A 21,358-nucleotide genomic window follows, 5' to 3' on the forward strand; every position below is an offset into this window, starting at 1 on the left:
TCGGGGGGACTGTCGACGTCCAACAAGACATAGAGCTGGATCAGGACGTCAATATTGACATCGACATCGAGGATGAACTCCRAGAGCGTTATGTCATCAAGCTTGACGTTGAAGTCCTTCAGGACGTTGACGCAGCACAAGATGCGATCGTCGACATCACTGACCGAAATGGCGAGATCGAGATGGATGTGGAGGCGATGCAAACCGCATCGGTCGATCAGGAAATCATAGTGCGAGCCGACTTTGCCCTAGCTTAGGAAGCTTAGGGAAAAAGCTGCCAGAAGTTATTGAAATCTTTGCTATCGGGAGCCGGCTATTTCCAGGGCATTTGTATAAAATCCGACCATTTTAACCATAAGAGAAATTAGTTGTAGATTAGCTGCCACTAATTCGATTATATGATCTTGGGCGGCAATAACGGGGAAGCGATTGACTATCTCGTTTACGGCCGAGCAAAACGGCTTCGCTCACGAAAGTCCCTCCATAGTCGTCGTCGACTGCAATTCGCTTTCGCGAAGTTGTCTCGCTCGGATACTTCGGAACGAATTCCAAGAATTCGCCATCCTGGAAATCGAGACTGGACACGGCYTTGACGCTAGCATGGTGGGGAAGCAGGTCTCTCTCGTCGCTCTCAATATACAAGGCTGCGTGATGACGGATAGGCGCGTGATTGAGTGTCTCGCCCACCTTCATCAATTGCTTCCTGATGTCCCTCTGGTTCTTCTCACGCAACTCGATGAGGCAACAATCTCCGATGCCATGATCTCCGAAGTGACCCGATATGGCGTCAGAGGTTACCTTACGGTTTCCGCCTCCATCGAGATCGCTGTGGCCGCGGTTCGGCTGGTATTGGCCGGGGGTCTCTACTTTCCACGGTCAGTTCCAATGGACTGCGCGAACGCGGCGCCAATACTAACCGAAAACAACTTCGCCTTGCAGCCGCCATCGCCCCTGAACGGGATGGCACCTGATCTTCCCGCCATCGCCGGCCGGACCGACGTCGCATTCACGGAGCGAGAGCGTCAAGTGCTCGCAACATTGTTGCGGGGCCTGTCGAACAAGGTGATAGCGAGCGAGTTGAACTTGTCGCAGAATACAGTCAAATCACACATATCGCATATCATGCGAAAGCTGCATGCGACCAACCGAACCGAGGCAGTCGTTCTTTCCCAATACAACGGCCCAGCAACAGCGTAGAAATATACCATGCCACAAGTGACGGCGCGTAGTATCTCTGCTGGGGCTTGAGCACAGGTCCGTAATCCTGATGCACGGATCGGCACCCAGACCTATTCGCTCAGACGGAAATTGCGGATCCGGTCGAACAACACGGCAAGCACGATGGCGCCTCCAATGAAGGTGCCCTGCCAGAAGGCGTTGATTCCGAGCAGGCCGAGACTGTTGCGGATCACCTCGATCAATGCCGCGCCGATGATCGCGCCGAAGGCAGTGCCGACACCGCCGGCAAGATTGGCGCCGCCGATGACTGCGGCCGCAATGACCTGAAGTTCCATTCCAGCACCGATATTGGTGGTGACGGCACCAAGCCAGCCTGTCTGGATGATGCCGGCGATGCCAGCCGAGAGCGCCGAGATCATGTAGACCGCGACCTTGATTTTTCGTACTGGGACGCCTGTTAGTGTCGCGGCGTGCTCATTGCCGCCAATGGCAAAGACGTAGCGGCCAAATCTCGTCCAGCGCAGGACAAAGCCGGTGAGTAGCGCCAGCACGATCATGTAAAGCACCGGATTGGCGATGCCGAAGAACCAGGCGCCGCCGCCCAGCGCCAACAGCTTGTCGTGATCGGGGCCAAATTGGAAGACAACCGTGTTGTTGGATGCGACCATAGCCAGGCTGCGGGCGATCGACAGCATGCCGAGAGTGACCACGAAGGGTGGAAAGTCGAGATAGGCGATCAAAATGCCGTTGAACGCCCCGATCACCAGCGCCGTGCCGATGGCCGCCGCGATGCCGACCTCGATGCTGTAGCCCGCATGCATGACGACCGCCAGCACCATGCTGCACAGGCAAAGTACGGAACCTACGGAGAGATCGATGCCGCCTGTAATGATGACCAGCGTCATGCCAAGCGCGATGATCGCGACGAAAGTGACGTTGCGCGTGATGTTGTAGAGGTTTTTCGTCGTCGCGAAGGAGTCGGTGGCGAAGGACAAGAAGATGCAGGCCAAGATGACGGCGACCAGGACCCAGAACGTCTGGCTGCCAAGGACCCCTGCCACCCAGCTTTGCTGTTTCTGCGAAATCGTCTGGTCAAGGGTAATAGCCATCGTCGACCTTCGTTTCGTTCCGATGCGACCAACAGAATTGATTATACCTGTTCGATGGCGCCGGTGATAAGACCCGTCACTTCCTCTGGCGAACTCGCCGTAATCTGCTTGTCTGCAACCTTCCTGCCACGCCGCATCACGATGACCCGATCCGCCACCGTGAACACGTCAGGCATACGGTGACTGATCAGCACCACCGCTATGCCGCGATCGCGTAACTGACGGATAAGGTTCAGGACTTCGGCCACCTGGCGGACTGAAATCGCCGCCGTCGGCTCGTCCATCAGCACGATCTTGGCCTCGGAAAGCATGGTGCGGGCAATGGCCACCGCCTGCCGCTGCCCCCCCGACATCTGCCGAACGAGGTCGCGCGGCCGGGTTTCCGACTTCAGTTCCCTGAAAATCTCGCCGGCTCGCTTGTACATCGCCTTGTAGTCGAGGATGCGCAGCGGTCCGAATCCGCGGCGTAGCTCGCGCCCAAGGAAGACATTCCCCGCCGCAGTCAGATTGTTGCACAGCGCCAGGTCCTGGTGGACGATCTCGATGCCATGCTGCCGCGCTTCTATCGGGCGATGCATGATCAGTTCGGCCCCGTCCAGGCGCATGGTGCCATGGCTCGGCCGAAAGTTGCCGGCGATCATCTTGACCAAGGTTGACTTGCCGGCGCCGTTGTCGCCCATCAGGCCGACGACCTGTCCCGCCTCGAGCGAGAACGAAACGTCGTTGACCGCCTGGATGGCGCCGAAATGCTTGGAAATGTTGGCGAGTTCGAGAACTGCCACCAGCCTCTAGMCTCCCGAAACACCCTCGCTGACGTCCCGTACTGTCTTAGKCAGGGCGGGCGACTTCGATCTCCCGGCATCCTCCCAAGGAAATGCGAAGTTCTGCATTTACGCAAAACGCCGCGACAGCGTCAATCAATTGTCAGACGAATTCGACACCTGATGTGACAAAAATCTGTTTTGTCTGACAAATAGACGTTGACGGCTGCGCCGACTGGATATTAGCTAAGCGTGGGAGGATGAGCATGCTGATCCTTGTCACCGGTGCCACGGGCAAGGTCGGTCGCCACTTCATCGCAGGGCTGCTTGACGATCCGCGATTTTCCAACACCCGCATCCGCGCGCTTTGTCACAACCGCCTGTACGACGAAACCGACCGCGTCGAGGTGTTCCGCGGCTCGATCGCCGATCGCGACATCGTGGCCAAAGCCCTTGCCGGCATCACCCACGTCGTTCACCTCGCCACCTGCAAGGAAACGCCGGCGGACGTCATGGACGTGGCGGTCAAGGGATTGTTCTGGCTGCTCGAAGAGTTTCGGGCAAGCTCAACCGCCCGCCAGTTCATTCTCATCGGCGGCGACGCGGCGATTGGCCATTTCTACTACCGCAACGACGGGCCGCTCACCGAAGCAGCACCGCATCAGGCCTATCCAGGCAGCTACGCGCTGTCCAAGGTTCTGGAAGAGGTCATGCTGGAACAGGCCGGCATTCAGTACGGCATCAACTGGTGCTGTCTCCGAGCTCCGTGGATCATGGAAAAGGACGACTTCAGATTTACTCTATCCTTCGGCGACAACGTATTCGGAGGTCCAGACTGGAAGACGCTGGTGCCGGAATTCGACGCCAAGCGCTATGCCCAGGAAAACACAGTGCCATTGTTGCGGGACGCCGACGGGCGACCACTCAAGCGCAATTTCGTGCATGTCGACGATCTGGTTTCAGCCATMCTGGCGGCTATCGATCATCCGGGCGCCATGGGGCAACTCTTCAACATCTGCATGGATCGCCCCATCGACTATGGCGAGGTCGCAGCCTACCTCGCCCGAACGCGCGGTCTCGGATCGATCGACATAGCAAGCCAGTATCACTCGAACTGGATGGACAATGCCAAGGCCAAGCACCTGCTCGGCTGGCTACCAAAATACGACCTGGAATTACTCATCGACTCGGCCTGGCAATACGAGCGTTCGGAGAATGACCCTCGCATCGTCTGGTATCCGGGTTGATTTCGCGTGGCGGGCACGATGTGCCCGTTTGTTCAAAAGGGAGGAAACAATGAGGAAGGCATTATTGCTTGCAGCAGCAGTCCTGGCACTCAGCGCTGGAAACGCGCTCGCCAAGAAGCAACTCGTCATCGTCGTCAAAGGCCTCGACAACCCGTTCTTCGAAGCGATCAACCAAGGTTGCCAGAAGTGGAACAAGGAAAACGCTAGCTCGGAATACGAGTGCTTCTACACCGGCCCGGCATCGACCTCGGACGAAGCCGGCGAAGCGCAGATCGTCCAGGACATGCTGGGCAAAGCCGACACCGTTGCGATCGCAATTTCGCCTTCGAACGCCAAGTTGATCGCCCAGACCATCAAGACCGCGAACCCAACTGTTCCTGTCATGACGCTGGACGCTGACTTGGCCGCAGAGGACGCGGCATTGCGCAAGACCTATCTCGGCACCGACAATTACCTGATGGGCGCGCGCATCGGCGAATACATCAAGAAAGCCAAGCCCAATGGCGGCAAGATCTGCACCATCGAGGGCAATCCGGGGGCGGACAACATCTTGCGCCGCGCCCAAGGCATGCGCGACACGCTGACCGGCAAGAAAGGCTTGACCGAGTTGAAGGGTGAGGGCGGCTGGACCGAAGTAGCCGGCTGCCCTGTGTTCACCAATGATGATGGCGCCAAGGGCGTCCAGGCGATGACCGATATCCTCGCCGCCAATCCCGACCTCGATGCCTTCGGCATTATGGGCGGATGGCCGCTGTTCGGCGCACCACAACCCTATCGCGACCTGTTCAAGCCATTGGCCGCCAAGATCGCCAGCAACGACTTCGTCATCGGCGCTGCGGACACGATCGGCGACGAAGTGGCGATCGCGAGGGAAGGCTTGGTTACCGCACTCGTCGGCCAGAGGCCCTTCGAGATGGGCTACAAGGCACCATCGGTTATGATCGACCTGATCGAAGGCAAGAAGGTTGAAGATCCGGTCTTCACCGGCCTCGACGAATGCACGAAGGATACGGTCGACACCTGCATCCAGAAGTAGGCCAGAAGTAGGATCGCCAGCTGGAGCGCTCGGCACCCGGGCGCTCCAGCAAGCCAATGCGGATATGTGCAGTGCCGCTCGGATCCCGCGCGCACAATTGCCTGTTGCGCACATTGGAAACGGAACTGATCCAGACGAGATCAACTCGGTCTAATGCCGGACGGAAAATCAAAAAGAACCCGGGAGCCGGTCGTCGACCGCCCGCCTGCGATGCGGCGGCCCAACGCTGTGCGCATGAGCGGGTCGAGCGTGCATGCCTGGCTTGCCAGCGAGATCGGTCTCAGGATCGTTCGCGGCGACTATCCACCAGGAACCATCCTGCCCAACGAGGCAAAATGGTCGGAAACCTTCGATGTCAGCCGCTCGGCGGTGCGCGAGGCGATCAAGATGCTGATGGCAAAGAGCCTGCTAGCTTCGCGCCCCAAGGTCGGCAGCTGGGTCGAACCGAAGGATCGCTGGAACCTGCTCGATCGTGATGTACTGAGTTGGTACGCCGCCTCACCTGACCGCGAGGCCTTTCTGCGCACGGTGCAAGAGTTCCGCCACATCATCGAGCCCGAAGCAGCCGCGTTCRCTGCCGCACGCCACAGCGAAGCGCAGATGGGAGAAATCAGCCTGAGCTGCCGGGAAATGGGCCAGGCAACATCGCTGCAGGAACGTACTCTGGCCGACACTCGCTTCCACCTTGCCATACTGCGTGCATCTGGCAACGACCTGCTGGTGCCGCTTGGCGTGCTGATCGAATCCGCGCTCAATCACCTCTTTACCTTCGTCACGCAAGAGATCCAGGATGAACGCGCCCAAAGCCTGCATGAGGCGATCGAGAGGAACATCCGGCTGCGGCGCCCCAAGGCTGCGCGCAACGCGGTGCACAAGCTGCTGGCCAATACCGACGAAGTGATCGCCCGTTCGGGAAGGTAGGCGCGGCCGCGACCTGGGTTGAATCAGATATTTTCAGGTGGCGTCAGGTCGACGCCGTTGATGCGCCCGATGTGCGTCGCCAGCATCGGCACATAAAGTTCGGCCCCGCCGGCGGCGACGGCACCTGCGAATGAATTCTTGGCGGCATTGCCCAGCGGATTCGCCATTCCAGCGGAATCCGCCATCGATTCCAGATAGGTCAGATCCTTGACCGCATTGGCGAGCGAGAATTTGTGGGCATCACGATCGCCTTCCAGCGTCCAGCGCATGAAGGTCTGGTAGAAACCGCAATCCATGCGGCCGTTACGGATAACGCTGTCGAAACGGGCGGGCGAGATACCAACCTTGCCAGCCAGCGCCAGCGCCTCGGAGTAGAGTGCGGCATAGCCGAGCGACAGGAAATTGTTCAGGAGCTTCATGCGGTGGCCATCAGCAGTTTGGCCGACATGCACGACGCGCCCAGCCCAGGTGTCGAGCACCGGTTTCAGCCTGGCAAACATCGCATCGGAAGCTCCGACCATCGTGTCCAGCGTACCCTCCCACGCCTCCTTCGGCGTGCGGCTCAACGGCGCGTCGACCAATGTGACATCGAGAGCGGCAAGCTCGGCCGCCAGCGCCATCGTCGAAACGGGATCGGAAGTCGAACAATCGACAACCACCGAGCCCGCCTTCAGAGCCTCCTTGAGACCCTCTGCGCCGCGAATGACCTCCTCGACCTGGCGTGAACCTGTGACGCAGATGAAAATGACGGTCGAGCGGGCGGCAACCTCTGCAGCAGTCGAGACCTCGATAGCGCCGCGAGCGATCATGTCTTCAGCCGGGCCGCGGTTCTTGCGGCCTAGAAAGGTCAGCGGATAGCCTTTGTCGACGATGTTCTTGGCAATGCCATGGCCCATGAAGCCGAGGCCGATGAAGCCGATTTGCTCGCCTGCGTTGGTGCTGGTTGCCATTTTCCGTACCCATCTGTTCGCGTGTTGAATTCAGCTCTGTCGTAACCGATGATATTGTCTGACAATATCTACCGATCTGGCAGAATGTGGAGGACAAAATGTCGAAGCGGATCATGTTCACGGGCGGCAGTGGCAAGGCCGGACGGCATGTCGTGCAGTACCTTGTGGAGCAGGGGCATCAGGTTCTCAATCTCGACACCAAACCGCTCGACAATCCGAAGGTGCGGACGCTGATCACCGACATCACCGACAGCGGCCAGGTCTTCAACGCGCTATCGAGCTATATGGGGCTCCACGAGTTCGACCCGTCGCTGCGGCCGCAGCCGGTCGACGCCGTCGTGCATTTCGCCGCCATCCCCCGCATCATGCTCACGCCAGATAACGAGCTATTCCGCATCAACGCGCTCGGCACCTACAACGTGATCGAGGCGGCGGTGAAACTCGGCATCCGCAAGATCGTCATCGCGTCGAGCGAAACCACCTATGGTCTTGTCTTCGCCAATGAGCCGCGAAGCCCGCAGTATTTTCCGCTTGATGAGGAATACGACGTCGATCCGATGGACAGTTACGCCCTGTCCAAGGTCGTCAATGAAAAGACAGCGCGCGCCTTTGCGCTGCGCAGCGGTTTCGACATCTATGCCTTGCGCATCGGCAATGTCATCGAGCCGCATGAATACGAGCTGTTTCCAAAATGGTTCGCCGATCCAGGTTTCCGCAAGCGGATTGCCTGGAGCTACATCGATGCCCGCGACCTCGGGCAGATCACCGATCTCGCGGTCAAGAAGGACGGCCTCGGCTATCAGGTCTTCAACGCGGCGAACGACGACACCTCGTCCGACCTGCCGACGAAGGAGTTGATAGACCGGTTCTATCCTGGCGTGCCGCTGAAGCACGAACTTGGCGAGTTCGAGACACTGCTGTCCAACCGCAAGGTCAAGGATGTTCTCGGTTTCCGCAGCCAGCATGGCTGGCGGAAATATGTGCCACAAGGTTGATAGACGGCGAAGCTTGACAGCTTTCGCAGCCGGGACTGGCATTGAGTGAATGGCGGCGCCAGTCGCGCATGCTACCGGCGGATAGAATAAAAGCAGGAACGACGAGGAAGCATGCCGGAGCAGAAATCCAAGGAAATCTCAAGCCAGCCCGCCCTGTCCGTAGAGGACAAGCCGCCCACGAGCCGCCGGGCGAATGCCACCCGCATCTCAGGATCGAGTGTGCATGCCTCATTGGCCAGCGAGATCGGCCTCAGGATCGTGCGCGGCGATTACCCGCCGGGAACGATCCTGCCGAACGAGGCCAAGTGGACCGAGATCTTCGATGTCAGCCGCTCGGCGGTGCGCGAGGCCATCAAGATGCTGATGGCCAAGAGCCTGCTTGCCTCTCGCCCCAAGATTGGAAGCTGGGTGGAGCCCAAAGAGCATTGGAACTTGCTCGATCGCGACGTCCTGAGCTGGTACGCTGCCTCGCCTGACCGCGAAGGCTTTCTCAGGACTGTGCAAGAGTTCCGCCATATCATCGAACCTGAAGCAACGGCACTAGCAGCCGAGCGCCGGACCGATGAGCAGATGGCGGAGATAAGTCAGGCGCTGCACGATATGGCTAATGCCACCTCGCTGCAGCAGCGGACGGAAGCCGACACGCGATTTCACGTCGCGATCCTGCGCGCTTCGGGCAACGACCTGCTGGTCCCCCTCGGCGTGCTGATCGAATCCGCGCTGAATCATCTGTTTGTTCACGTGACCCGCGAGGATAGCAGTCTCCAGCGCGCGCAAAAGCTGCATGAAAACATCGAGAAGTGCATTCGACTGCAAAATCCAAATGCGGCGCGGAATGCAGTTCGCAAGCTTTTGGCGAATACCGACGAAATTATCGACCGACGCTCAAGATAGAGGTCGCATCGCTGAGCTGGAATCCACTTTAGGCCTGCGGGCAGTCCTCTTTTCGGCTGTAGGGCAATCGACGCCGATATGTAGAAGTTGGGGCTTCGTTTCAGCCGGAATGATCGCATGCGGAACTGGCCCTGCGAGATGTAACCGTGAGGCGCAATCGTCTGCTTCCCGTCGGAGTTCGGTGCGGCGCACGTCAAATAGTCTCCTCGTCCCAACCATCGGACTTGGATGATAGCACGCGCCAGAAGCGGGGAGGCGTCTCCGGTGCGACCGTTTCCAAACCGCTGCCTGGTTCGAGCAGCTCCTTTAGCGGCCGGCCTACGAGGCTATGTGATGACGGTGCACTTCGTTGGCCCGAACCACACGACGTCCTCCTTCTTTACGCCATAGAGGTGGTTGCCGATGAAAGGTTCGATTGCCCAAGCCCCAGTCATCGGGGTTTCGTTCCACGCATCAATGTACCCTGCGTCGTAGGAAGAATCGACGCTTAGCGAATGACCGATGTTCGATAGGCGATCCAGCAGCAAGAAGGGGGTCTTCGCGAGCTCCGATTTGAAGACCGCAAAGAGGTCGCAGGCACGCATGGCTGGTTTGACTGAGTTCAGAACAGCTGCATGAATGGCCTCAATGGCCGCCAAGGCTATGCCCTGGGCGACGCTATCCCCTCGTTGAAATGTCCGCGTACAATCGCCCCACCATCCATCCTGTGTAATCGGGTGAACGTCGATTATGCCAAGGTCCAGATTCCATAGTGGACGGGTGGTCGGCCGGTCGGTCGGAAAGCAACTCAAGGTTCCGATCCCGAACCCGATAATGGTGGGTGTCCAGACGTCCATCCCGCCGAATTCGCGGACATATCGATCCGCGCGGTCGCGGACCTCTATCTCGGTCTCTCCTGGGACTGCGTCGGCGGCGATGGCCTCGGCAATTCGGATGGCCAATCTCTGGGCCTCGACCAAGCCGGCTGGTGGCGTATCATCCATTGTATCGTCCCTATAGCTCGTTGTTTCTTCACGGACAGCGCACGCCGTTGGCCACCCACGTTATCGCTCAACACATCAACGCACAGTTGGCGGGTCACTCAGTTCGTTCATCGCTTCCAGGGTCGACCGAAGCAGCATGCGTGCACCAATGACTGAATGTTCGGGTTCGACATACTCCGCCTCGTTGTGGCTGAGCCCGTCGCGGCAGGGCACGAAGATCATGGCCGAGGGAGCCACCCTGTTGATGAAGAGCGCATCGTGAAATGCCCCCGACAGCATGCGTTTTGCTGAAAGGCCGAGCGATCCCGCTGCTCGGTCAAGGCAACCAAGCAGCCTCTCGGGAAATGCGGCAGGCGCCATGTCGAAGAACTGGCGGATGCCCACCTCGCAGCGGGCGGCATTTGCCTCTGCGGTACAGATCTTGCGCACCAGGGCCTCTAGTTCGTCAATTGCCAGGGCTTCCGGATGCCTGAGATCGACTGAAAACGTGACCGAACCCGGTATGGCGTTCACTGATCCAGGCTGGACCGCGAAGCGCCCGACGGTGAAGCGAGCCCGTTCGTCTCCAGGCATGACGCCTTTGAACAGTGCGTCGAGGACCGCTGACGCCGCCACCATCGGGTCGCGACGAAACTCGAGYGCCGTGGTTCCTGCATGTGCCGCCTGGCCGGAGATAGTCACCTCCAGCCAGCGGGTGCCCTGAATGCCGTGGACGATACCGACAGGAATATTGTCGCGTTCGAGAGACGGCCCTTGCTCAATATGAAGTTCCAGATAGCCGCAGATCGGAAAGCCGAGCGACCGCATTTCCACCTTTGAAAGGGCGTCGAGCGTCGCTTTGAGTTCTTCCGTGAAGAGCGCTCCGTCGCTACCGCTAAGATCGGACCAGGCTTCCGGTATCGCACCCGCAGCGAAGGCCATCGAACCCATCGTGCCAGGTGCAAAGCGGCTTCCTTCCTCGTTTGTCCAGGCGACCACTTCGAGCGGAAGATCCGTCTCCGTGCCAGCGTCTTCCAGGCTTTCCATGACTTCGAAGGCCGTCAGTGTACCGAGCGCGCCATCGAAACGCCCCCCCGTCGGCTGGCTGTCGAGATGGCTGCCGATCACGAAAGGCGGCCGATCGGCGAGGCGACCTTCTCGGCGGATAAAGAGATTGGCCATCGGATCCTGAAACACCCGAAAGCCGCGTGCCAGCGCCAGTGCGGCAAGCATCCGGCGTGCCTGCCTGTCTTCCGGCGTGAGTGCCTGGCGGTTGACGCCGCCTGCGGCAGTTCCGCCGATCCGGGCGAAATCGTCAATCCGTCGCAGCAGGCGATCGCCGTTGATCTGAGCGTCAAAATTCATCGTCGGCTACCAGGTTCAGTGATGGATCAGCGATAGGGTGCGTCGTGGAAGGCGATTTCGAGCCGCTGGGCACGTCCGAAGATATCGCTCAGCCGTTTGCGCTCCACGGCATCGAGTTCGTCGCTGGCGTCATCGAGCTGTTGCTTGAGCCATTTCGCCTGTGCTGCGAAATCCTCATGGGCATGCATATCCACCCATTCCTTCAGCAGTGGGTCGCTGATCGCACGGCTTGCGGCCTCTCGCGACCAGGTCCAGTACATCCACTCGGCGGCAAACATCGCCGCAACTGTATCGAGGAAGTCCCCATCCCGGGCAATCTCCAGCATGCCGGTTCGGAATTCTTCTACCTCGGGAAGGTCGAGATCAAATGCGGCGGGGTCGATGCCTCGGTCGGCAAAGGTCTTTTCGAAGTAGGCGATTTGCTGGTTGGCAAGTGCGTCGAGAACGGCGATCAGCCAGCGTTTCTGCTCGATCGTCTGGGCTTTCGCCGCCGCATAGGCGAAAATTGAGATCGCTGTATCGACGAACGCCCCCTCATAGACGAGATAGCGTTCGAAAGCCTGCTTGGTCAGTCGGTCTTGCTTGATGTCTTCGACGAAGCGATGGCGGACCATCGCTTCGAAGACGTCGGCGTTTTCCCGCAGGATCTGCTCGGAAAGGGTCTCTTCCGACACTCGTTCAAGCCTCCAGTGCGGGGGCGGCGGCGGCGCGGAACGCCTTTACCCGCTCGATATCGACGGGGTTCCACCATACGCCGTCGAACTTCAGCGACGAAGCGACGATGACGCCGTTGGTGCGCTTCAGGATCTCGACGATGTTGTCCTTGGTCACGCCCGAGCCAACGAGCAGCGGCAGGTGCGTTGCCGAGCCGATCTCCTCGATCTCCTCGATCGTTGCCGTATTGCCGGTGCGCTGGCCGGTGGCGATAACACCGTCGGCGTCGAAGAAGGCGAGGTCGCGGGTCAGTTCCTGGATAGACCGGTCGGCGACGATCGCGTGAGAGCCGTGCTTCACGTGGCTGTCGGCGAAGACCTTGATATGTTCGGCGCGCAACAATGAGCGGTAGCGCATCGCTTCAGCGGCGCGGCCTTCCATGAAGCCCTCGTTGGCGACATAGGCGTTTGCCCATTGGTTGACGCGGATAAACTTTGCGCCGCCTGCCATGGCAATCGCGAAGGCGGTGATCGGGGCGTTGGCAAGCACATTGACGCCGAGTGGTACGCCGATCGCACGCGCGATCCTGTCGGTCACCACCGACATGAAGGCAGCCGTCTCCTGGCCGATATCTTCGGGCTTGGAGAAGGGGACGTCACCGTGGTTTTCGATCATCAGCCCGTGCATGCCGCCTTCGATGAGCGCTTCGGCGTCGCGCATGCAGGCATCGTAGATCGTCGACATGTCCGCGCCGCGATAGCGCGGTGCGCCGGGGAAGGCCGGGCAATGGATCATGCCTATCAGAACCTTGTCAGTTCCGAATATTTCCCTTACGGCGCTTGATGACATGTTGGAGATTTCCTGCATTTCTTTCCCTTTCGAAAGTCTGTTCATGCACGCTTACGTAATCGGTAATGTCGCTGTCGACGAAACCATCCGGATCTCGGAGATGCCGGCGGCCGGCGCATCCATTCATGGCAGCCAGCAGTCCCGTGACCTTGGCGGCAAAGGCGCCAACCAGGCTGTCGTCATGGCCCGCACGAGTCTGCCGACGAGCCTTGTGGCAGCCTTCGGCGACGGCTTCCGCGCGGAGCTGATCCGCGAGCACCTGGCAAAAGAGCCAGTGATCAGCAGGCTGTTTCCGCTGACGGGCAAATCGACCGATTTCTCGATCGTCTTGACCACACCGGACGGCGAAAACGTGAACATCACAACGACCGATTCCGCCCAGAATTTCACTCCTGCCGATGCCATCGCCTCGCTTGCCGGTGCCGCTCCCAAAGACCTTGCAGTCCTGCAAGGAAACCTTTCGGATGAAACGACACGCGGCGTGCTGGAGGCTGCTCGCGCCCTTGGCATGGTCACCGCCTTTAATCCCTCTCCCCTTCGCCCCTTCTTCGGCAGCCTGTGGCCCCTGGTCGACATCGCCTTCCTCAACGAGGGAGAGGCGTTGGCGTTGACCGGTACCGGCGGTGAAGATGCCGCACGCAAACTGCTTGCCGCCGGCGTTCGTGAAGTCGTCCTGACCTTCGGCGGCGACGGCGCAATGCTCGCGACGGGCGAAGGGCTAGTCCGCGTTCCGGCAGTGCCTTGCGACGTCGTTGATACGACCGGCGCGGGTGACACCTTCATGGCGGTTGCCCTTGCTTCGGCGGCGCTCCGTGGAACCCGTCTCGACCGCACGGCCATCGAGCATGCGACCCGTGCTGCTGCAATCACTGTCGGCCGGCCCGGAACCCTGTCGGCATTTCCGTCGGCCGAACAGCTGGCCTCGATCTTGGCCGCGCGCTGAGTTTTCACCCAGCGCGGGCCTTGATCAAGCTCAGCGGGCGTTTTCCGTCATCCAGCCGAGAATGTTCTTCCACAGGCGGCCATAGCCTTCCCACTCGCAGAATGCCGGCGAAAGCCAATGCGGGCCGATGTCGGAAGTCCAGGCAGCGGTGCGGCCCTTACCGTGGCTGCCGAGCACCAGCAGCGGATGACCACCTTGGTCCTGCGGCAAGCGGGCGATGACCTCGGCGCCGTCACGAACCTCCACTTCGTTGACACCAAGCAGAAGAGGCCACTTGCCGCCAAGGCCCGCCATGACAGGGTGATCCGGCTGGACAATATCGGCGACCGCGCCTTCCGGCATTTCCACCCGGTCGTCATAGGGGAGACAGGTGACCGGCAGGGTGTCTTCCACAGGCGTACGGCGCCAGCGGGCCTTACCGTCGATGCCCTGGAACGAGAAGTATCCGCCGACCATCAGTAGCGCGCCGCCCTTTTCGACCCAGGCCTTGATGAGCTTCAGGCGGTTCGGAACTGTGCGCGAGTGCAACCACACTTCCGGGGGCAGCAGCAGCGAGTTTGCGCCGATGTCAGAGAGGATGATGGCATCGTATTCGTCGAGCCCGGCCATGTCGTAGGGGAATTTGTCCACGGCGTCGTGCGCGGTCATGTAGGTCAGTTCGAATTCGCTGCCCTTGAGCACCTTGACGAGCGGTTCGGCTCCCAGATGGAACGTCACGCTGCCGAACTGGTCGAAGCCTTTGTAGTGGGTTGCCGAGCTGATCCAGCTTTCGCCGACGAGAAGTACTTTTTTTGTCATGGTGTATCCGTTTTAGTTGAACGCGGGGAGGGCCGGAAATCAGGCCCCGGCTTGGAATGCGGAGCGGGGATTTCCCCGCATCATTTGGTCGAGTGCAGCATCAGCCAGTCCATGGCGCTTCAGGCGCGGCAGGAAATGGCGCAGCACATAGGCATAGCCATTGCCGCCATAGTGGCTGAGCATCATCTTCAGGAACACATCATGCGATAGCAGGATCCGGTCGAGATGACCGGCTTCCACCAGTCGGACGATGGCTCGGGCCGCCTCTTCGTCGCTGGGGCACTGGACCTGCTGATCGGCGTAGAAGAAATCCATGCCGATCATGTCGTATTCGATGAAAGCGCCGCGAGCGGCGAGTTCGCTTTGATAGGAGAAATCGTTGTGAGACGGGTTCATGTGGCAGAGCACGGTGTGGCGTAGTTCCGCGCCTTCCTCGGCAACGATGTCGAGCACCTTGTGGCCGAGCCGGAACCAGCCCGGCAGGTGCACCATCAGCGGCAGGCCGGTTCGGACTTGAGCGCGCGCGGCTCCTCGCAGCGATTTCTCTTCCTCGGAGGTGAAATCGGCTGAAACGCCGATCTCGCCGATGAGGCCGATCTTCACGTCGGTGCCGTCGACGCCTTCGAGCGCTTCGACCACGATCTCGTCGGCAATCTGGTCGATGGTCATCCCGGCGACCTTCGCTGGATGGGAAGAGCCGAGGTAATAGCCGGCTCCCATTACCAAGTTGAGATCCGTGGCCTGCGAAATCCGCCGAAGTGCGAGCGGATTGCGGCCGATCCCGTTACAGGTGGGTTCGACCACGGTACGGCCGCCTTCGGCGGCGAATGCCTTTAGTTCGGCTATTGCCAACGGCTCGTCATCAAGGGTGATGTTGTCCTTGTTGACGAAGGGGTCCTGCCTCAGCTCGCCGAGGATTTCCATGCAAACGAAACCTTCGGCGAGGTATTGCCGCTCCTTGGTTTTCGGTGCGTGCCACCAGCAGCGACAATCGTTGAGGGTGTGCTCGTGCATCAAAGTGATGCCGAGGCTCTCCGCCGCGACTGGCCCGTTCACGGTCATGACCTGACCGGAGCGCACGTGGCCTTCGGAAAGCTCGTGGCTCATTCCGCTCACCTCTTTTTTCCGCCGAAGCGGAAGTTGGCGGTGAAGATGCGGGTGTTGAGCCATATCGCGATGAGGATGATCGCGCCGGTGACGATCTGGGTGAAGAATGGCGAGATGTGCATCAGGATCAGCCCATTGCCGATCACAGCGATAGTGAGTGTCCCAAGGACGGTGCCAAGGATCGTACCGCGACCGCCCATCAGGGACGTTCCGCCAAGGACGACAGCCGCGATCACTTGCAGTTCGAAGCCGACTGCTGCATTCGACGAGCCGGAACCGAGGCGCGCGGCGATCAACAGGCCCGCAAGCGCACAGGCTATGCCAGCAACCATGTAGACCGAGGCAATGATCCATTTCGCCGGCATGCCAACGCGGCGCGCCGCTTCCATGTTGGAGCCTACCGCAACAACCTGGCGGCCATATTTTGTCGAGGAGATCACCACGTAGCCGATGACGGCGACGGCAACGGCAATCAAAGCAGGAATCGGGAAACCGAAGAGCTCGCCACGACCGAGCGCAAAGAAGCCCGGAACATCCTTGATCGGGATGGAATAGCCCTGCGTCAGATAGAGCGCGAAACCGCGCAGGATCGAAAGACCGGCGAGGGTTACGATGAAGGCTGGTATGCCCTGGAAGGCAGTGAACCAGCCCTGTACGAAACCGATGAACGCGCCAAAGGTGAGCATGGCAACGACCACGACCGGCCAGGGGTAGCCCATGGCAAGAACGATTGCCGCCACGGCATTGACGAGGGCCACCTGTGAGCCGACCGAAAGGTCGATGCCGCCGGTGATGATGACGAAGGTCATGGCGACTGCGACGATGAGGATAGGAGCAGCCTGGCGGATGACGTTCAGGATGTTGCCCAGCGTCATGAAGGTGTCGGTGGTGAATGCAAAAAATAGCACGCAGGCGAGGAAGAAGAAGGTGATCGACAGCACTTGGGCGTGCTCGGACAGGAAGTCTGCCGCGGGCGAGCCCTTGGCGCGTTCGGTATAGGCCGTCATTACCTGGCTCCCTCTCCGACGATCAGTTTGACGAGGTCTTCAAGATTGGTCTTGCCGATTTCGMGTTCGGCAACCTTTGTGCCCTCGTACATGACGGCGATACGGTCACAGACGCGGAATAGATCCTGCAAGCGGTGGGTGATAAGGATCACCGAGACGCCCTTGGCCTTGACGCGGTTGATCAGAGCCAGGACGGCTTCCACCTCCGCCACGGCGAGAGCAGATGTCGGCTCGTCCATGATCAGGACCTTGGGATTGAACGAGGCGGCGCGGGCGATGGCGATTGCCTGTCGCTGACCGCCGGAAAGCTGGGCAACCTTTCCGGTCAGCCGCGGGATGCGGATTTCCAGCGCATCCAGCATCTTGCGAGCCTCTTCGAGCATGGTCTTGGTATCGAGGAACGGGCCCTTGCTGATCTCGCGGCCGAGAAAAAGATTGCCGACGACATCGATATGATCACAGAGGCTCAGGTCCTGAAACACCATCTCGATGTTGCGGTTGCGCGCGTCGGCCGGACCGGTGAAGCGAACTTCTTCGCCCTCAAGCGTGATCGTCCCGCCATCGGGAATGTAGGTTCCCGAGATGATCTTAGTCAGCGTCGACTTGCCGGCTGCGTTGTCGCCGACCAGGCCGAGGCATTCGCCCGGATAGATATCGAGGTCCACGCCGCGCAGCGCCTGGTGCGAACCAAATGCCTTGCGGATTCCCTTCAGGGATATGCGCGGGCTGGAACCAGCGCGGGAGGGCATAGCCCCCCCGACACCGGCGACAGCGGGAGGATGCTGTCCGTTAGTCGTCATCATTTGAAGATTGCCCGGTATGGCTCGACGTTGTCCTTGGTCACGATGGTCACCGGAACGGCGATCGTCTTTTCCACACTACCGCCATCGGTGACCTTCTTGAGAGCGTCGACGGCTGCGGCGCCCATGGCGGACGGATCCTGCTGGATGACGGCGGCAACGTAGCCCGCGTCAATACCGGCAATCGCCTGCGCCGTCAGATCCCAGCCGAACACTTTGACGCTGTCCTGCTTGGCCTGGCTTTCGACGGCGGCGATGGCGCCCATCAGCGCCGGTTCACCAGTCGCGTAGATGGCGGTCAGGTCTGGATTGCCGGTGATGAGATTTTCGGCAGCGGAAAGCGCGGTGTCCTGGACATTCTGGCCATCGACGACGCCGGCGGATGCCACGCCATCGACCTTGACGGTCTTTTCGAAGCCTTCCTGGCGGACGTTCTGGATGAACGAGTTCAAGGCGCCAACGACGCCGATCTTGGCTTTGCCATCGGCATTGGCCTTGATGTAGTCGAGGAAGAACTTGCCCATGTCGGCGCCGGCGGCTGCGTTGTCGACGCCGATTTGCGCCTTCTGCGGACCTTCGGGCAGGATCGCGTCGATGGCAACGACCGGGATGCCTGCTTCCGCAGCCTGGTTGACAGCGGGCATGATGCCGTTCACGTCGATGGCGACAACGGCAATACCGTCAACTTTCTGCTGAATATAGGTTTCGATGGCACTGTTTTGGGCAGCTGGGTCGTTGTTGGCGTTGAAGATCACCAGCTTCACGCCGGCGGCGTCGGCAGCCTTTTGGGCACCTTCATTGATCTGGTTGAAGAAAAGCGCCTGCTGATTGATCTGCACCAGGGCGAAGGTCTTTTCGGCAGCGGCCGCAGGGCTGAATGCAGAGATCGAGGTTAGCGCGGTGAAGCCGAGGGCGGCAACGAACGTTCTGCGTTTCAAAGTCCAGGTCATACTCTTATCCTCCGAGAGTTTTTCCATTGCGGGGTTATCGTTTCGCCGGCGGAGCAACGGATTTCCGCACGATGATTTCGACCGGCAGGAGCTCTTCGGGCGAAGAAGCGTCCGTTTCCTGCCAGTTTGTTTCTAAAAGCAGCGACACAGCGCGCTGTCCGATGGCTCGAACCGGCTGGCGGATCGCGGTCATAGGCGGCGCGAAGAGGTGCAGCGGCCCAACGTCGTCGAAGCCGACCACCGAGACGTCGTCCGGGATCGAGACGCCTTCGCTCCGGAAAACCTCGATGAGACCGATGACGATTTCGTCAGAGCTCGCAAAGATTGCCGTCGCAGCCTTGCCTTCGGCGATAAAGCGTTTCGCTGCCTCCCGACCGAAGCCGACAGTGTAGTCGCCGGCATATTTCGTCAGCCGGGCATCGGCGCCGAAACCTTCGCGCACGGCGTGCTCAAGGCCACTGAAACGGCGACGGGAGCTGATCATCTCGTCTGGTCCGCCGATGAACAACACGTTGCGATGACCGTGCTCTACGAGATGCTTGCCGGCCAGATATCCGCCCTGCCGGTTGTCGCAGAACAGTTTCGGCGTGCGGGCGCCGGGTACGTCTTCGTCGGCGACCACGACCTTTCCTGTGCGGTTGATAAGCGACGCGAGTTGCCCGTCGTCGGGATGGTTGGTGACAAAGATCAGGCCGTCGACATGATTGCGGTCGATCAGTTGCAGGTAAGCGATTTCGCGACCGGCGCGATTGAGCGTCGCATAGAGCGAAACCGCAAGCCCGCGATTGTCGGCCTCTTCTTCCACAGCAGCAACGAGCGTTGCGAAAAATGGGTTGGCGATATCGGGGACGACAAGACCGATCGTGTCGGAGCGGCCGCGGCTTAAGCGTCGTGCATGCGGGTTCGGCTGGTAGTTGAGATCGCGGATCGCATCTTCGATGCGCTTCTTGGTTTCATGCGGCAAGTCAAGCGAACCGTTCAGGAGCCGCGAAACGGTGGTTACGGAAACACCCGCAACACCCGCGACATCCTTCAGGCTTGTAACCTTCTCCCTGCCCACCCTGTCTCGCTCCCTACGTTTGTAAATCGCTTTACTAAACCGCTTTACAATAAAGCCGCTGACTCACGCCGGCTGTCAAGAGGTCTTTGTCGAAGCCACTTGAAAAGGAGGTTGGAGCGCTCTGCGAGCACCTGACAGCACTGATCGCCAGCGGGGCGCCGCTCGGATTTACGCCAGTGAATGGCATCGAAGTGTGCTGCCGTTCGGCGAGTGGAAAGCTTCATCTCGCGTGGAAGAAACACAGGAAAGCTTCTGGTTCAGACGCCGCGCAGCGGTTTTCCACCATTTGCCGACGCGCGCGCCGCTACCGCCGATGTTCCAGATGCGGGAAGGCACGGAACCAGGGGTGCCCTGCAGCAGATGGAAGCTAAGGATGGCGCTCAGATCGATGGACTGATCCCACGGGGCGCCCCTGTGGTATACAGTCATCAGGCTGCAACCAACGGTCTGAAGCCGTTCGGACTCGCTTGTTCAAGTGGGTCCGGGTGCTTCCTATCGCTCTGCTATCTTCTGCCCAAAGCCTGTCCAGGCAACTAGCTTCCACATTCGCTGGCCCGGTCGCCTCTAAAGTCACGCAGGCAAAGCCGGTTGGCAAACCCGCTTGCCACAACCAGCCGTGCCGCTCGCTGCTCCGAACCGGATGGTTCGGCTCCTTCAACATCGAACTTTGAGCTGATCGTCTCGAGCAGCAGCGTGTCTTCCGCAGCGGCGACGAGTGCGGCTACGGCGAGGGGATCTACGTCGATATCCACGAGATGCCGGTCAGTTGCCGTATCGGCATAATGTTTCAGCATCGCCCGGATCAAGTCCTTCTTGGATGCGAAGTGATGAAGCAGCCCGCCTTTGCTGACGCCCGCCTGTCGAGCAACCGCATCCAGCGTGACTTTGCCAAAGCCATTTTCTAGCGCGACATGAATGGCCGCGCGGAACAAGCGCTCCTTAGGCCCGCATCCTCGCGGCGGGGCAGGCCGGGCTGCGGCCGCCCCTCCATCGAGACCATTCATTCGGCCGGAACCCGCGTTCCCTCGGGCGCATCCGCGCTTGCCTGCTGTTCAGGTTTATTGCGCCCGAACATCTTCATGATGAAGACGAAGAAGACCGGCACGAAGAAGACAGCAAGGATCGTTGCTGAGATCATCCCGCCCAGCACGCCGGTGCCGATGGCGTTCTGGCTGGCGGCGCTCGCGCCTGTGGCGATGGCCAACGGCACAACACCCAGACTGAAGGCCAGCGACGTCATGATGATCGGCCGGAAGCGGAGCTTGGCCGCCTCGACCGTCGCGTCGATGAGCGACATTCCCTCCTTGCGCAAGTCCCTGGCGAACTCGATGATCAGGATCGCATTCTTGGCGGAGAGCCCAATGATCGCGATCAGGCCGACCTTGAAATAGACGTCGTTCGGCATGCCCATATACATCACCGCTAGCACCGAGCCTAGAACGCCCAGCGGCACCACCAGGATCACGGAAACCGGTATGGCCCAACTCTCGTAAAGTGCTGCCAACAGCAAGAACACAAACACGATGCTGAGCGCGATCAGAGCAGGAGCCTGCGAGCCGGACTGGATTTCCTGGAGCGATTGACCTGTCCATTCATAACCAAAGCCAGCTGGCAATTCACTCACCAGGCGCTCCATTTCCTCGATCGCAGCTCCCGATGAGTGGCCAGGTGCCGACTGGCCGCTGATGCGCACGGAAGGATAGCCGTTGTACCCAACGACCTGGGCCGCTCCCTTTTGCCATTCAACGCTGGCGAAAGAGGACAGCGGCAC

General features: G+C 59.9%; 23 protein-coding genes. 8 read left to right on the forward strand and 15 right to left on the reverse strand.

Translation table 11 applies throughout. The annotated features are described in order from the left end of the window. Both AC1DWF_RS19445 and AC1DWF_RS19450 read left to right on the forward strand, forming a co-directional pair. The coding region (locus tag AC1DWF_RS19445; protein WP_476841948.1) for a hypothetical protein at nt 1-257 on the forward strand (257 nt) is incomplete at its 5' end. Nucleotides 258-666: 409 nt separating this feature from the next. Then, nucleotides 667-1,197 (forward strand): response regulator transcription factor, encoded by a 531-nt coding sequence (locus tag AC1DWF_RS19450; RefSeq protein WP_476841949.1) that lies wholly within the window; start codon nt 667-669, stop codon nt 1,195-1,197. Nucleotides 1,198-1,289: 92 nt separating this feature from the next. On the opposite strand, the gene AC1DWF_RS19455 is transcribed toward AC1DWF_RS19450, so the two are convergent. Both AC1DWF_RS19455 and AC1DWF_RS19460 read right to left on the reverse strand, forming a co-directional pair. Then, nucleotides 1,290-2,288, reverse strand: coding sequence for an ABC transporter permease (locus AC1DWF_RS19455; protein WP_476804338.1), 999 nt, complete (start codon nt 2,286-2,288; stop codon nt 1,290-1,292). A gap of 41 nt (nt 2,289-2,329) precedes the next feature. After that, nucleotides 2,330-3,073 (reverse strand): ATP-binding cassette domain-containing protein, encoded by a 744-nt coding sequence (locus AC1DWF_RS19460; RefSeq protein ID WP_476804340.1) that lies wholly within the window; start codon nt 3,071-3,073, stop codon nt 2,330-2,332. Between the two features lie 242 nt (nt 3,074-3,315). On the opposite strand from AC1DWF_RS19460, the gene AC1DWF_RS19465 reads away from it, so the two are divergent. The 3 genes from AC1DWF_RS19465 (at nt 3,316) to AC1DWF_RS19475 (ending at nt 6,253) form a co-directional block, all read left to right on the forward strand. After that, a complete protein-coding gene (locus AC1DWF_RS19465) occupies nt 3,316-4,296 on the forward strand; it encodes an NAD-dependent epimerase/dehydratase family protein (protein WP_476785098.1) in 981 nt (326 codons plus the stop codon). Nucleotides 4,297-4,345: 49 nt separating this feature from the next. Continuing rightward, nucleotides 4,346-5,332 (forward strand): substrate-binding domain-containing protein, encoded by a 987-nt coding sequence (locus tag AC1DWF_RS19470; RefSeq protein WP_476789151.1) that lies wholly within the window; start codon nt 4,346-4,348, stop codon nt 5,330-5,332. 153 nt (nt 5,333-5,485) lie between these two features. After that, complete coding sequence (locus tag AC1DWF_RS19475; RefSeq protein ID WP_476841950.1) at nt 5,486-6,253, forward strand: FadR/GntR family transcriptional regulator; 768 nt, start codon at nt 5,486-5,488, stop codon at nt 6,251-6,253. A gap of 23 nt (nt 6,254-6,276) precedes the next feature. Here AC1DWF_RS19475 and AC1DWF_RS19480 read toward each other — a convergent pair whose 3' ends face one another. Beyond that, a complete protein-coding gene (locus AC1DWF_RS19480) occupies nt 6,277-7,233 on the reverse strand; it encodes an NAD(P)-dependent oxidoreductase (RefSeq protein WP_476785099.1) in 957 nt (318 codons plus the stop codon). Nucleotides 7,234-7,301: 68 nt separating this feature from the next. On the opposite strand from AC1DWF_RS19480, the gene AC1DWF_RS19485 reads away from it, so the two are divergent. Together AC1DWF_RS19485 and AC1DWF_RS19490 are read left to right on the forward strand one after the other, a co-directional pair. Next, complete coding sequence (locus tag AC1DWF_RS19485) at nt 7,302-8,198, forward strand: NAD-dependent epimerase/dehydratase family protein (protein WP_476785095.1); 897 nt, start codon at nt 7,302-7,304, stop codon at nt 8,196-8,198. Nucleotides 8,199-8,309: 111 nt separating this feature from the next. Further along, complete coding sequence (locus AC1DWF_RS19490) at nt 8,310-9,092, forward strand: FadR/GntR family transcriptional regulator (protein WP_476804339.1); 783 nt, start codon at nt 8,310-8,312, stop codon at nt 9,090-9,092. Between the two features lie 326 nt (nt 9,093-9,418). On the opposite strand, the gene AC1DWF_RS19495 is transcribed toward AC1DWF_RS19490, so the two are convergent. From AC1DWF_RS19495 to AC1DWF_RS19510, 4 genes are all read right to left on the reverse strand, one after another. After that, entirely contained in the window at nt 9,419-10,075 is a 657-nt protein-coding gene (locus tag AC1DWF_RS19495; RefSeq protein WP_476789153.1) for a M24 family metallopeptidase, read from the reverse strand. A gap of 75 nt (nt 10,076-10,150) precedes the next feature. Further along, on the reverse strand, nt 10,151-11,419 hold the full coding sequence (locus AC1DWF_RS19500; RefSeq protein ID WP_476785203.1) for a Zn-dependent hydrolase: 1,269 nt from the start codon (nt 11,417-11,419) through the stop codon (nt 10,151-10,153). Between the two features lie 26 nt (nt 11,420-11,445). Next, nucleotides 11,446-12,093 (reverse strand): TenA family protein, encoded by a 648-nt coding sequence (locus tag AC1DWF_RS19505; protein WP_476785204.1) that lies wholly within the window; start codon nt 12,091-12,093, stop codon nt 11,446-11,448. 4 nt (nt 12,094-12,097) lie between these two features. Then, complete coding sequence (locus AC1DWF_RS19510; RefSeq protein WP_476785208.1) at nt 12,098-12,940, reverse strand: BtpA/SgcQ family protein; 843 nt, start codon at nt 12,938-12,940, stop codon at nt 12,098-12,100. A 25-nt stretch (nt 12,941-12,965) separates the two neighbouring features. On the opposite strand from AC1DWF_RS19510, the gene AC1DWF_RS19515 reads away from it, so the two are divergent. Further along, nucleotides 12,966-13,865 carry a ribokinase gene (locus AC1DWF_RS19515; protein WP_476789155.1) on the forward strand — a complete coding sequence of 300 codons (900 nt, stop codon included), beginning with the start codon at nt 12,966-12,968 and terminating at the stop codon, nt 13,863-13,865. 30 nt (nt 13,866-13,895) lie between these two features. Here the strand turns inward: AC1DWF_RS19515 and AC1DWF_RS19520 are convergent, their stop codons facing one another. The 8 genes from AC1DWF_RS19520 to AC1DWF_RS19555 all read right to left on the reverse strand — a co-directional run. Then, nucleotides 13,896-14,663 (reverse strand): glutamine amidotransferase, encoded by a 768-nt coding sequence (locus AC1DWF_RS19520; RefSeq protein WP_476785206.1) that lies wholly within the window; start codon nt 14,661-14,663, stop codon nt 13,896-13,898. A gap of 39 nt (nt 14,664-14,702) precedes the next feature. Continuing rightward, on the reverse strand, nt 14,703-15,770 hold the full coding sequence (locus tag AC1DWF_RS19525; protein WP_476789156.1) for a phosphotriesterase family protein: 1,068 nt from the start codon (nt 15,768-15,770) through the stop codon (nt 14,703-14,705). 5 nt (nt 15,771-15,775) lie between these two features. Next, nucleotides 15,776-16,777, reverse strand: a complete 1,002-nt coding sequence (locus tag AC1DWF_RS19530) for an ABC transporter permease (RefSeq protein ID WP_476789157.1) — start codon at nt 16,775-16,777, stop codon at nt 15,776-15,778. Then, nucleotides 16,777-17,577 (reverse strand): ATP-binding cassette domain-containing protein, encoded by an 801-nt coding sequence (locus AC1DWF_RS19535; RefSeq protein ID WP_476841952.1) that lies wholly within the window; start codon nt 17,575-17,577, stop codon nt 16,777-16,779. The genes AC1DWF_RS19530 and AC1DWF_RS19535 overlap by 1 nt, the downstream gene beginning before the upstream one ends. Then, nucleotides 17,577-18,527: an ABC transporter substrate-binding protein gene (locus AC1DWF_RS19540; RefSeq protein WP_476787363.1), complete on the reverse strand. Its 951-nt coding sequence runs from the start codon at nt 18,525-18,527 to the stop codon at nt 17,577-17,579. The genes AC1DWF_RS19535 and AC1DWF_RS19540 overlap by 1 nt, the downstream gene beginning before the upstream one ends. A 34-nt stretch (nt 18,528-18,561) precedes the next feature. Further along, entirely contained in the window at nt 18,562-19,587 is a 1,026-nt protein-coding gene (locus AC1DWF_RS19545) for a LacI family DNA-binding transcriptional regulator (RefSeq protein WP_476789158.1), read from the reverse strand. A gap of 533 nt (nt 19,588-20,120) precedes the next feature. Continuing rightward, nucleotides 20,121-20,519, reverse strand: coding sequence for a TetR/AcrR family transcriptional regulator (locus AC1DWF_RS19550; RefSeq protein ID WP_476786888.1), 399 nt, complete (start codon nt 20,517-20,519; stop codon nt 20,121-20,123). A 68-nt stretch (nt 20,520-20,587) separates the two neighbouring features. Beyond that, a partial coding sequence (locus tag AC1DWF_RS19555) for an efflux RND transporter permease subunit (protein ID WP_476841951.1) occupies nt 20,588-21,358 on the reverse strand: 771 nt, incomplete at its 5' end.

The sequence above is a fragment of the Aminobacter sp. P4_D5 genome (assembly GCF_056401815.1).

Coding starts and splice junctions, on each gene's coding strand:
- AC1DWF_RS19455 (WP_476804338.1), bottom strand. CDS start 2,288: ATGGCTATTACCCTTGACCAGACGATTTCGCAGAAACAGCAAAGCTGG.
- AC1DWF_RS19470 (WP_476789151.1), top strand. CDS start 4,346: ATGAGGAAGGCATTATTGCTTGCAGCAGCAGTCCTGGCACTCAGCGCT.
- AC1DWF_RS19485 (WP_476785095.1), top strand. CDS start 7,302: ATGTCGAAGCGGATCATGTTCACGGGCGGCAGTGGCAAGGCCGGACGG.
- AC1DWF_RS19490 (WP_476804339.1), top strand. CDS start 8,310: ATGCCGGAGCAGAAATCCAAGGAAATCTCAAGCCAGCCCGCCCTGTCC.
- AC1DWF_RS19495 (WP_476789153.1), bottom strand. CDS start 10,075: ATGGATGATACGCCACCAGCCGGCTTGGTCGAGGCCCAGAGATTGGCC.
- AC1DWF_RS19510 (WP_476785208.1), bottom strand. CDS start 12,940: ATGCAGGAAATCTCCAACATGTCATCAAGCGCCGTAAGGGAAATATTC.
- AC1DWF_RS19515 (WP_476789155.1), top strand. CDS start 12,966: ATGCACGCTTACGTAATCGGTAATGTCGCTGTCGACGAAACCATCCGG.
- AC1DWF_RS19520 (WP_476785206.1), bottom strand. CDS start 14,663: ATGACAAAAAAAGTACTTCTCGTCGGCGAAAGCTGGATCAGCTCGGCA.
- AC1DWF_RS19525 (WP_476789156.1), bottom strand. CDS start 15,770: ATGAGCCACGAGCTTTCCGAAGGCCACGTGCGCTCCGGTCAGGTCATG.
- AC1DWF_RS19530 (WP_476789157.1), bottom strand. CDS start 16,777: ATGACGGCCTATACCGAACGCGCCAAGGGCTCGCCCGCGGCAGACTTC.
- AC1DWF_RS19540 (WP_476787363.1), bottom strand. CDS start 18,527: ATGACCTGGACTTTGAAACGCAGAACGTTCGTTGCCGCCCTCGGCTTC.